The 11,925-nt window shown below is 54.0% G+C and carries 4 protein-coding genes and 1 pseudogene; 1 reads left to right on the top strand and 4 read right to left on the bottom strand.

The window, feature by feature from the left end; genetic code table 11:
- Positions 1-70: 70 nt before the first annotated feature.
- On the bottom strand, positions 71-3,148 hold the full coding sequence (locus U1140_RS11075) for a SpaA isopeptide-forming pilin-related protein (RefSeq protein ID WP_369847917.1): 3,078 nt from the start codon (positions 3,146-3,148) through the stop codon (positions 71-73).
- Positions 3,149-3,982: 834 nt separating this feature from the next.
- On the opposite strand from U1140_RS11075, the pseudogene U1140_RS11070 reads away from it, so the two are divergent.
- Positions 3,983-5,201: pseudogene (locus U1140_RS11070) on the top strand (IS3 family transposase).
- A gap of 575 nt (positions 5,202-5,776) precedes the next feature.
- On the opposite strand, the gene U1140_RS11065 reads toward U1140_RS11070, so the two are convergent.
- From U1140_RS11065 to U1140_RS11055, 3 genes are read right to left on the bottom strand one after another with little or no spacing between them, the layout of a single operon-like run.
- On the bottom strand, positions 5,777-7,066 hold the full coding sequence (locus U1140_RS11065) for a GIY-YIG nuclease family protein (RefSeq protein ID WP_369847916.1): 1,290 nt from the start codon (positions 7,064-7,066) through the stop codon (positions 5,777-5,779).
- Positions 7,059-9,146, bottom strand: a complete 2,088-nt coding sequence (locus U1140_RS11060) for a DEAD/DEAH box helicase (protein WP_369847914.1) — start codon at positions 9,144-9,146, stop codon at positions 7,059-7,061. Before U1140_RS11060 ends, U1140_RS11065 begins: the two co-directional genes overlap by 8 nt.
- 2 nt (positions 9,147-9,148) lie before the next feature.
- Positions 9,149-11,863, bottom strand: coding sequence for a DNA methyltransferase (locus U1140_RS11055; protein WP_369847913.1), 2,715 nt, complete (start codon positions 11,861-11,863; stop codon positions 9,149-9,151).
- Positions 11,864-11,925 lie beyond the last annotated feature (62 nt).

Here is an 11,925-nt window from a genome sequence, read left to right as displayed (position 1 = left end):
CGAGACGGACCACGCGGTCCTTTGCATCCTGGTCAAATTTTTTGGGCATGTTCCAGATTTTCCCATCTACTCAAACGGAACAAAACCTGGGACACTTCAGGTGGCTTTCGCCGCCCACGACAGAAATTGTGTATTTCTTTGACTTTTTGTCATAACCAATTTCGAATGGAACTGGAGCAGGAAGCAGACTGAAACCAGATGGTGCCTGAGTTTCTACGAGATAGAAAGTACCTGTTGTGGTGATTTCGACTGACTCTTGCCCGGGAATGATGGTATAGACAGGTTCTACGCTGAAATCAGGTCGATTTCCTGTTGAAGGATAAATGGCGAAGTGCGCACCACCAAGCCCTGGTAATACTTCGATATCGTTGCCGTCGTTATAGGCGGCCTTTTCCAGGGTTAGCTTGCCGGGTGGGGCATTAGGAACTTCATAGTTATCGACTACGCAGGATACTAACGAAAGGGCACCGTTGGCAGCAGGAAGTTGCACTTTGAATCCAAACTCGCCGTTGTTTTCGACCTTGAGCTTTGTTTCGGTGGTGCCGCGCTTTTCAGTACACACCGCATTGGAATCGCCTGTAGAGTCCAGGGAATCACCACGATGGAACAGCGAGTAACCAGGCTTTTGAGTTTCGGTAAGTGATAATTCGTGCGATTTATTGCTGTTGATGTTCCAGGATGCCTTACCTTTTTCTGCGTCCGATCCAGAGGTGGTTTTAATCGAGGTGCGAACACGATCCTTCGCAAGTGTTTCGATGACATCTGTGTCGGTAGACAGGGTGAATTCCCATCCTGGAGCGCCGTCGGTAAGCACAGTGCCGTTTTCGTCGACAATCCGCTTTTTGACTTGGACGTGTCCTTCACAGTTCGCCGATAGGTTTTTGCCGATTTCTTTCAACTGTGCCGCTAGTTCTGAGTACTGCTCAACCCGAACTGTATCGCCAGTGCCGGAAATATCCTCACCCATCGTTTTGACCCCTCGGGGGCCGTAAGTCCATTTGGAACGGTTCTTGGTGATATCATCCCTTCCACCTCGGCGCTTTGGTTCATATACCTTGATTCCGCTCCCGTTAACGGCAAGTTGAAAATTGACATGAGTGCCGGTGTTTGGGTAGGCGGCCTGAGAAACTAATTTCTTTGTCGCTTGGTGATAGATCTTATCCTTCGGCGCTGGCACATTTTCTCCGGTTTTGAACTCCGGAACATCTTTCAATACTAAATCCTCGGTTACCGTGTGAGTACCAGAGTGAGGATTACCCAAGGTTAAATCGACCATGATCGGGACGATGCGAGTCCCAGCTTTCTTCAGGTCATTGGCGGCATCAATGGCTTGGTTCAATGCTGACGCTTGAACAAATTCGCCGCCTAAGCCAAGTTCACGGGACTTAGAAGAGAAAGTCGGCATGCCGTCTGTGATGAAATAGACCACGTCATAGTTACCGTCAGCTACCTGGAGGAGTCCTGCCTCCCAGTTTGTGGAGCCGCTTCCGTTAGTCCACTTTGAGACAACGCCTTTTGCTTCTGTAACGCCTTGGGCGCTCCAAAGTGAAATGTAAGGATCACGATTTTGGTAGGCGGGGTTTTGTTTATGAGTTGTCGCATTCGATACTTGTGGTGCTCTGGTCGCAAAATTATAAAGGCCAATTTCAGCGGGTGTGCCCGCGAGAGCATCAATCAAGTTGTTTGCGGCATTCCGTGAAGCAATAAATGCATTGGTGTCTGCGTATTTTAGTGAGGTTGAAAAGTCAGCCACCACTGCGACGCGCAGGCCGCATCGCTGTGGCATAGGAGGGTTCGGAACGCGACCATGTACCCAGTGTGCACCATCTGGTGGAGAGATGATTTGCGGCTGTTCTGGAGTGTTTTTCGGTACACCGTAAACGTCGAGGGTGACCTTGAGCTTCCGGTTTTCAGCGAGGTTATTGGTAAAGGTGAAAACAGCATCTTTGGGGGCTAGCGCAGAATCGACTGGTTTGCCGTTCTTCATCGGGAAAACATCCATGGTAATGAACCCGTCACCAATGTTGACGTTTCGTTTATGCAGGGTGACGCCATCTTCGATGCGGTCTAGGGTGAGGCCATACTTCTGCGGCTCTAAGAATTCGCGATCAGTTTCAATCCGAACAGTTGTGTACTTGAGTCGGGAGTCTTCGGTGACCCTGGCAGTGAAAGTATTCGGGCGCCGTGGATCGACTGCATCTGCGGCCAGCGAAAAATCATGACCGCGTGCTTCGAATAGCCGCTCTACGTCGGCAGCAAAACCAGGATTGTCGGGGGTGTGGGAGCAGTCTTTGGTTTCACCGCTGACATCGAAGCTCCATTCAGCTTGTTCGCCATCGGAAAGCCGAAAATTGGCTTGTGCAGATGCTCTTACTTTTACCGTGCTGCGCGTATTCTGGTCAAGAACGTGCTGGCCAGCAGGTTTTTTCTCTCCATCGATGGAGTAATCGACCCCTCGTGTATCGGGAATATTGATGTACGCTTTCTCGACGCACTGTGGAGCCGTAGCGGGATCAACCAACGTTGGGGGTGCTGGGGTGACAACTGGGAGATCTTGAGCTGGGGGCTGTGCTTCTTCTGGTGACTCTTCCGGGGTATCAGGGATGTCGGGAACGAGGGGTTGTGTTGGTTCTTCGGTTTCGGTCGGCGTAGGTGCAGGGGCTTCCGCCGGTTTGCCGGATATTGTCAGGGCAAGTGAACCGTTTACGCCCGCCCGGTTAAATCGAGGGGTCACCGTAATTGCGGCACCTTGCGGAACGGCAATATTAAGCCCCTTGTGCGTAATGCTCATAGGTGTTTGCCTCGAACCACTGCTTTGAGTGAATTGAGGAGTTATTGTCGTTCCGTTGATGTCTAGTTCATAGCTTCCGATCCATTCTTTTTTGTTGTTCTGTGCAATGACAGTAAACGAAAGTTCAGTGATTGTCGCGGCAGTATCTACCGTGAATCGGGATTCTGCGTATCGAGCGTTTCGGAAGGTCTGCTCGGCAGGGCTTGACGGGAGGACTTGCGCTTGAGCGTTTGCCGAAGGACTATTAAAAGCAACAACCTGTGTTCCTAGAATCAACACGAGCGCTAGAACCATGGTTGAAAACACGCGTAATGCGTTCTTCGCTAATGCTGGATTGCGGATCACCGTCGAAAACATCAGTATTTCCTACTTTCTTACTGCGTTTGTCCGCAGTGATGATGAATTCTTCACCTGGACACCTGTAAACGTCAGTGATCCTTCAGAATCACCCGGAAGTATAGCTTCCATGTTCAGTGAACATTCGGTATCCGAACTGGTCGGTGCCCGCAAACTGTCAACGGACATCAGGTGATTTGGAGGTGTTGTCGACCGGGGTCTTCGGTAGAGTTATTTGTTGAACAATTATAAAGGAGACCCTGCAGGAGTCATAATCAACTGTGCTTAGAAGCACCTGTGTTTTGTCCTACAGGCACTGACTGCCCCCAGTGACTGTAGCGGCAATGTTCCAGCTTATATTGAATCCGTCAGTGCCCACCTATTAATTAGTGCGGAAGAACGCGTTGGTGACAACGTCAGTCTATATGAACGCTTTCCAGGGTCGAGTATAAGTAATTCTTGTCGCCCCAGGGCACACCCAGTATTGGTGGCTTGAAATTACGAAATAGCATCGACATCGTAGCTGTCGGCGTCGACGACTTGAAAGTGTTTCACTAGTGCGGGGGTACGTGGGCTCAAGAATTTTTCCTCCCTAACAGGCATGTCAGGGCTATTGCTGGACCCTATGCAGAGGAAATACCCAGTTTTGACCTCGCAATCTAACAAGATTTTGTGTGGAAATGCTCTTTTGCGGAATGTGCTTCATCAAGCGAACAAAGCAGTCCTTCGTGTTTTATCGAACTTTTTCGACGCGAACCAAATCGCCATCAATTTAGATGAAACAAGACTCCGAGCTGGGGTTACCCTCGTTTGGTGGACACCCTATTTGTGCGGATCTTGTGTCCGTAGGAGAGGATGTTCATTGTGAGTCAACAGCGCAAGAAGTACACGCCTGAGTATCGGCGTGAAGCCGCGAACCTGGTAATCGAGTCGCAGCGCCCAATCGCTCATGTGGCAAAGGAGATTGGCGTCGGACCAGGACTTTTAGGCCGATGGGTAAAAAATGAGCGCGAACGCCGAGGAGCATCAGATGGGATGAGCGAGGCTGATCTTCGTGCTGAGAATGCTCGTCTGCGCCGTGAGCTGGCTGAAGCCAAAATGGATAACGAGTTTTTGCCTTAAAGCGACAGCCTTCTTCGCTTTAAGGCAACGCGAACAGAAAAAATCGAATTAATGCAGCGAGAGAAGGCAAATTTCAGCATCATACGCATGGCACGGCTATTAAAAGTGTCTCGGTCTGGATCTACACATGGTCCCATACGCAGCAGAAGCGACTATCCGGCGCCAATGATCGTGCAGCTTTTTACGATGATGTTGACCGCAAGATTCATCAAATTTGGTCGGACTCCGATGAGGTTTATGGTGCGCCGCGGATCACCGCAAAACTTACCGAGCGCTATGACATTGTGCTTAACCGTAAGACTGTGGCTAAGCGGATGCGCATGATGGGCATTGAAGGGATCTCCCCGCGGGCCTTTGTCCCAGTGACAACGATCCAAGCCAAGCGTAAGCCCACGCTTCCTGACCTGGTCAAGCGCATGTTTGATACAGGTGAGCTCAACCGAGTATGGATGTCAGATAATTTATCTACCTGCGCACCGGTGAAGGCTGGTTGTACTTGTGTGCAGTCCGCGATGGTCATTCTCACAGGGTGCTGGGCTGGGCTATGGATAGCGTTCAAGATACATTCCTGGTCGAACGAGCACTGCGGATGGCACATACACTGCGTGGTGACGTTCCTGACGGGCTGGTGTTTCACGCCGACCGGGGAACACAATTTACCAGCGAGCAGCTCTGGGAGGTGTGCCGCGACCTAGGTGTTGCTCAGTCTGTGGGGCGTACTGGGGTGTGTTTCGATAATGCGATGGCTGAGTCGTTCTGGTCGACGCTTAAGACCGAGTTCTACGACCGGAAGCGCTGGCCAACCCGCGATGCTGCGCGTCAGGCTGTGGCTTACTGGATTGAGGCGGTCTATAACCGTCGGCGCCGGCACTCTGCGCTCGGTATGGCAAGCCCCGTCGACTTTGAAAACCACATTGGTCTAACTACCAGCAGAAAAGAAATAGCTGCCTAACCACTAGGTAGCTCCACTACGTGTCCACGATTTGCGGGCAACCCCAGAGCACATCAATTATAGGTGGGATGTTCCCCGATATCGGTGAGTTTTTGTCGTGCTCGGATGTTGTGGTGTAAATGCTGTGAACGGTTTGCAACTCATTGTTGGCGCTGATCGTGGAGTGGAGTTTGGCTATTCTAGGGTCTTGCCTAAATGATGAAAGCCTGTGAATTTTATCTAGGTTGGCTGCATTCTGGCTTAAAAAGATGTGATACTGCTGGGGAATCATACAGGCTCTTGCTTAGCCAGCAGCCGTCGACATGAATCCCATCGAGGGGATTTTCCCCACGGATCGTGGCTTCACGCGCACAGTGGCAGAGCTGAACTCTGAGACGTTTGTGCCCCTGCACCCCGCGGTCTCCCAAAGTCTGCGAAACCGCACACGATCGTATGCCAAGGTGGTGCTCAGAGAGTTCCTACACCACCTGAAGGATCTTCTCTTTAAAGAGCGGTGAGCACCTTCAAGAACAGTGAGCACCCCAGCAGCCGACTAGGACACTCACGGTTAGGGCAATCTCGACTAGGGCAATCGCTTAGTCCCGCCGCACCAACCGCTGCGCAGCGACGTCGTAAACGTAGTGCACAATATCGCCGCTGATGATCTTGTCGACGGCATCGATGATGGCCTCCAGCGGGGCAATAAACCATTCGGTTGCTGCGGGTTCCGTCCCGCGGGTGATCTTCAGCCGCGCCGGGGCAAATACCCGGTGTAACAGGTGTTCCAGCGCCGACGGCCGCAGGTTATAGGTACGGAAAGTCTCGACGATTTCCACCGGGGCATGCAAGTAGGTTGCGGATTTTTCCGCGCCCTGGATGCGCTTTTCGACAGAGGTGGTGCAGTACCCGATCTTGTACAAATCACGCAGGCTAGCAATTTCCGGGTCTGTGCTCAACGAGCGCAACACATAAATCCGCCCCGAGAGTTTATCGGCGTCGCCGATCTCGTCCATCGTCACGCTGCGGTTATAGGCCAACACCTTGCCGTCGCTCTCGTAGAGGCGGATGGCGAATGATTGCCGGTACATCGCAGATTCCGTACCGTTTTCGAAAACCACGCGAAGGCGCTGCTTCGGGTGACCTTTAGAGTCCAGCGGCGCGCCGGGCTCGGGGTCACGGACTTCTGCTACGAAAGCGAGAGAGCCCTTGAGCACGTAGAACTTGCCTTCTTCGAGGGTGGATTCGCCTTTAAACTCCGCCAACACCACCGAGCCGTCGGCAAGCTGCTGCTGTTTTTCCTTAAACGCCTGACGGAATGGCTCGAAGTCTTTGACGCGGGTGCGCTCAGCGACCGAATCCGAAGGCTTCGGGCTGCGCTTGGGCAGGGCAGCGGTGTCGTAGAGGTCGGCATCAGCACCGTCGGCCTCGTCCAGAATATCCGCTAAAAAGTCGAAGTCAGAACCCGCACCGCTGCCGTCGGCAGTATCGTCGGAGCCGGCGAACAACTCCTCGAGTGATTCCGGAACCTCGGGCTCGGCGAGCAAGCCGACGTCGTCAAGATGCCGCAGGTGTTGCTTTTTCTCCTCGCTGTTGAGGATGCCCACCAGACGCGCGCCCAGTTTGCGCTCGGCGATCTCGCGTGTATCTGGGTCCGGGCGGCGCTTGTGCTTGTCGTAAAACTCCAAGATCTCGATAAAGGCGCGCTCCAGCCGATCCTCCGACGTGATCGGGCGCGGCTTTACCGGGGCCTCGAACAAGCCCTCGTCGTCGCTTTCGAAAAGATCAATCAGCTCCGGTGACAGACCCGTGCCTGCGGCGGGGGCCTGCTCGCTGTGGTGCTCGGGGGCTTGCTTGGGGGCCTGCTCCGCGTGGTGCTCGTTAGTCATCCCGGCCTCCTAATTCTCCAGCCTGCCGCTGCTGCGCTTTGTACTCGGCACGCTTTTTCTGCAACCACAACAATGCTTCACCCATGCGGCGCTCCCGCGGCTCTTTCGAGCGGTGGTTAGGCACCCGCCCATGCATCTGGTGGAAGTGCTTGATGTCCGGGGCCAGCTGCATCGCTTCCTGCTCCGTCATCTCAATCTTCGTCGCCGCGATCGCATCCTGCACCGTCGCCAACACCTTGGAGTTCACGGATTTGGACATGATCTCGTAGGCCTTCTGGAAGGGGTTGATCGAATCAATGAGGTTGATGTTGATGTCGTTGATGTTGATGAAGCGATCAGCCAACCGCAGGAAGCGATCATCGCCAACCTCGCGTACTTCGCTGGCTTTCAACGCGGTATTCGCGATAACGGCCTGGCGTACTTCCTCAACTTCTTTGTCGTTCAGGTCTGGGTAGCGCTCGCGGATCACCCGCGGAATGTGCACCTGGTTTGTGGTCTCGGGTTTGCAACCACCGATGGAGCCCTTGGCGACGTTTTCGTCCTGCAGCACCGCCGCGGTCAGATCCGGCAAGTCCGAAGCCACGATCTGCTTCGTGCGCTCCGTCGACGGCTCTTGGAAACCAGTGATGTAGATGTTTTCCTGCGTGCCTTCGCCGAAGGTGGAACTCCGCCGCCCACCATCGGCGCCAGCGCCGGTGCCAGCAGCAGTACCGTCTGGGCGGTCCAGGTCGGCGTCGGCAAGATCCGGCTTTTTCGCCTTGAACTGGAAATTGGGCGCCAGCACTTGTTCCATCAGCAGGGAAGCGGTGATTGCTTTGAGCATGCTGTTCACGGCCAGGGTGACATCGTCGGTCTCTGCGTCCGGCTGCGCGATCAGGTTGGTGAACTGCGCGTGCTCCTTGCCGGGGCTATCGCGGGTGATGCGTCCGATGATCTGGATGATCTCCGTCAGCGAATTACGGTAGCCGATGGTCAGCGCGTCTTCGGCGAATGGCCAGTCGAAGCCTTCTTTGGCCATGCCCAGGGCGATGATGATGTCGACGGCGTCGCGCTGTTTGCCCGCGACGTCGGACAGGTACGTCAGCACCCGGGCGCGCTGTTTCACGTCGGTGTCCGTCACCAAATCGGCCACGCGCACCAGCTCGCCGGTATCGTGGCGGCGCACCTCGAAGATGCCGTGCTCGTCCGTGCCCACCGGGGTGCCGATGACGTCCATGATGCGGCCGACTTCCTCGTATTTGTCCTTCGTGGAGTCTGAGGAATTGACCGATGGGATGTGGATAATGGTCTTGCGGTGCAGGTTGAGCACCTCGCCGATCGAGTCGGTGTAGGCGCCTTGGTAGAAGTGGTGCCCGATGCCCAGGGATTTGAGGTAACGGTAGCCGTTGAGCTGGTCGTAGTAGTTGAATCGCACCGGGGTGAATTTCGCTTCGTCTTCCGGGGTGAGCACCGGGGTGGAATCGCCGCGGAAGTACGAGCCCGTCATGGCGATGACGTGCACGTCGGATTCTGCCATGGCTTTTTGGATCAGCGCGCCCAGCCGGTTGTTTTCCAGGTCGGCGCTGACGTGGTGGAACTCGTCGATGGCGAGTACGCAGCCGTTGAAGTCGTGCGGGCTGAGCACGTTGAAGGCGTAGCGCAGCGTGGCATGGGTGCATACCAGGATGGCATCTGGCCCGGACATGAACTGGCGGAAGGCCTCGACTTTGCTTTTTGTGGAGCTGGGCCCGCAGAGGTTGTTTTCTGGCTTGATGGTCCAGTCGGTGAAAAACCCGTGGGTGGTCAGGTTCGTGTTGGAAAATGATCCGCCGATGGAGCGTTCCGGCACCGCCACGATGACTTTTTTGCGCCCTTGGTTGAACAGTTTGTCTAAGGCGACGAACATTAGTGCGCGGGATTTACCGGAAGCCGGTGGGGCTTTGATGAGCAGGTATTGTGCGGCGCGTTGTTCCCACACGCGAGCTTGCATTTCGCGCATGCCCAGCTCATTGGTGGCCACCGATCGCCCCGATTGTTTGTAGGTGACGTCGATCATGTTCATGGTGTTGTCGTCGCTTGCCGACGGCTGCTGGTCGCTCATAATTAGTTTTCTCCTGCGGTCATTTCTTCGTATCGTTTGAACAGTTCGGCTAGGCGCTCATCGTCGGACTGGAAGGGTTTGGTTCCGCGCTGGTAGAGCTTGTCGACGAGCGCGTCGTTGTTGTTGTGTGCTTCGCGGAGTAGTTCTGGCATTTTGTCTGGATCGTAGAGTTCTGCCAGGGTGTTTTCGCAGTAGTATTCGCGCACATCCAGGATGCGCAGTGCGGTTTCCGTGAGCTGTTCCTTGGTCTTCGGTTTGAGGTCTGGCACCGGGAAATTGTTGTAGACGATGGTGTTGGAGTATTGGAAATCTTCTCGCATTCTTCCACCGACAGCGCCGAGCCAAGCCATGTGCATCTTGGAGGTCAGCAGAGCGAAGAGCCACGGTTCGGCGTCATAGATCGCGAAACCTTTGTTAGAAATAATCGTGTCTGGGCCAAGGAACCCGATAGGGACATACTCGCGGCGACTCGAGGAAATACTAGGCACAATGATGGATTCTGTGGGTTTGTACGCTTTATGCCAGAAACGCCAGAACAGACCCGATTTTTCACGTGTAGCCGATGAAGTGCTATTTTCGCGAAAATTCTTGATCCGCTCAAACTTTTTGTCAAAATAAGCAGATTCTTTTAGGGCTGGGTAGCGTTCGTCCGGAATCCAGAGACAGTAGCGGTCGATTCCGTTAATAAATTCTGCTGACCCCATGTATTTCAGCAATAAATCTTGAGCTTCCAGGGGAACTTCGTCGCGTTGTTGAGGAGTGTAAATCAGCTCACCATCATCTTTGGGGACAGAGCCGAGACGCATAACCGGCAATGACGTATTCAACGGTGTCGAGCGTCGTGTCACGACGACGTTGCTGGATGGAGCTAAATACGGATTGATATTTGGTACGAGCGTCTTTAAGCCATCGGTAAAGAGCAGTTTCGGGGCTGAAGATGTTGACCGTAGCCCAATGACGACGACAGTGACGCCGGCATTTCCTTTTGCACTGTTCGACCATTTGAAAGATGTGTATGCGTAAGAAATTTCGACGTCATTGGCGAATATTTTTGGAAAAATGTTCGCAGGCTGATCTCCTTGCGTTAAGGAATTAGTAGAAATGAACGCAAGTTGAGACTGAGTGCCTTTGATATATTCCGTTCCTTTAATGAACCATGCGGCAATGTAATCAATTTTCTTTGGGTAATTTTTGGTTCCGAATACATGAGCAAGTTCAGCTTTTTGTTCCTTCGACTGCATGCTAGAGCCGAGGTAAGGCGGGTTACCGATGAGGTAGACCTCGTCGTCAGCATCGTGTGGGCAGATTTCTTCCCAGTCAATGCGGGCAGCGTTCGCGCAGGTGATCTGGCCCATGCTGCGCAGTGGGATCATGTGTAGCGTGACGCCGAATTTATCCTCGAATTCCTGGTTCATCTGGTGTTTGGCGATCCACAACGCAAGGATGGCGACTTCCGTGGCGAAGTCGTCGATCTCAATACCGTAGAAGTTGTCGATTTTTACCACGGACTGTTCGAACAGTGTTTGGCGCTTCACGCTCAGGGTTTCCAGCCGCTGTAAGATTGCGTGCTCGAGGCGGCGTAGCTCCTTATACGCAATGACCAAGAAGTTCCCGGAACCACAGGCAGGGTCGAAAACCTTGATATTGCCGATGCGGTGCAGTAGTTTCTCCAGCCGTGGGGCGGAATCATAGGCAGCCTCAAATTGCTGCTTGAGCTCGTCGAGGAATAACGGCTCGATGGTTTTCAAGATATTCGGTACAGAGGTATAGTGCTGGCCCAATTCCGAGCGGGAACCACTGTGGACCACTGCCTGGAACATGGAGCCGAAAATATCCGGGTTGATGTCCTGCCAAATCAACCGGCCCAGGCGGATCAACAGATCCCGGGATTTAGCGTCAAAGTGCGGTACCTGGAAGCGTTCGTCGTCGCTAAATAAGCGACCATTGACGTAGGGGAAAACCTGCAGGTGGGCGGGGTAGTCCGACTTATCTGCGACATCGAGGGCAGCGAAAATCTCTTCGATGATGGTGTTGGTACCCGTGCCATCTTCACGTGAGTGCGAGGCAATAGCCTGGGTGAATGAGCCGTCGGGGAATAGTCCGGTGTCTTCTGCGAAATAGCAGAACAATAGGCGGGTGAAAAAGACGTTGAGGCGGTGGCGGTCTTGTTCTGTTTGCAGGGAGACCGCATTGGTTTTGACCAGCGCGTCGAAAAGCTCGCCCATATGTTGGGCGGCTTTCGTGTCCGCGTGTTTTTCTGCAGCGTACTGTGCCTTTTCCATACCGGCCCACGGCAAGAAGAAGGAGTAGTGCTTCGCCAGCTGGCCCAACGGGAAAATACGGTTTTCGTTGGTCTTAATATCCACCGCGGCTAACCAGTGGTAGTCCGTGGCGATGACAAACCGCGTGTTATAGCGGATGACGCGCTCGTGCGTGCGCAGGTGCTGGACAGCGTCGAGAAGCTTCGCCTCGCGCTCTGCCGGGGAGGTGGGGGTGTCGGCGTCGACAAGCGGGCGGAAGTAGACGATGTTCTTCTGGGCATAATCCCGGGAAGGATCCTCCGCCACGTTGTAGCTGCCATTACGGAGGCGAGTGACATTAGACTGCGCGCGGCCATACGCGAGCAGCAGATCGAAGAGGAGATCATCGCCGAACTCATCCTGCTCTGCGATCTGCGTGACGCGCTGCTCAATTTCCCGGACGCTAAGCGTAGCCACCTTGCGTGTATCCTTTCGCCGACAATTCTCTGCTTAGAGTGTAGGCGATTGGGGTGGGGAAG

The sequence above is a fragment of the Corynebacterium drakensteinense genome, from assembly GCF_041224285.1.
In the GTDB taxonomy this organism is placed as follows: Bacteria; Actinomycetota; Actinomycetes; order Mycobacteriales; family Mycobacteriaceae; genus Corynebacterium.
This window is presented reverse-complemented; position numbering and strand designations above follow the sequence as displayed.

What these genes read in the sequence shown, in the direction of transcription:
- U1140_RS11060 (WP_369847914.1), bottom strand. Translation starts at nt 9,146, where the DNA reads ATGAGCGACCAGCAGCCGTCGGCAAGCGACGACAACACCATGAACATG.
- U1140_RS11075 (WP_369847917.1), bottom strand. Translation starts at nt 3,148, where the DNA reads ATGTTTTCGACGGTGATCCGCAATCCAGCATTAGCGAAGAACGCATTA.
- U1140_RS11065 (WP_369847916.1), bottom strand. Translation starts at nt 7,066, where the DNA reads ATGACTAACGAGCACCACGCGGAGCAGGCCCCCAAGCAAGCCCCCGAG.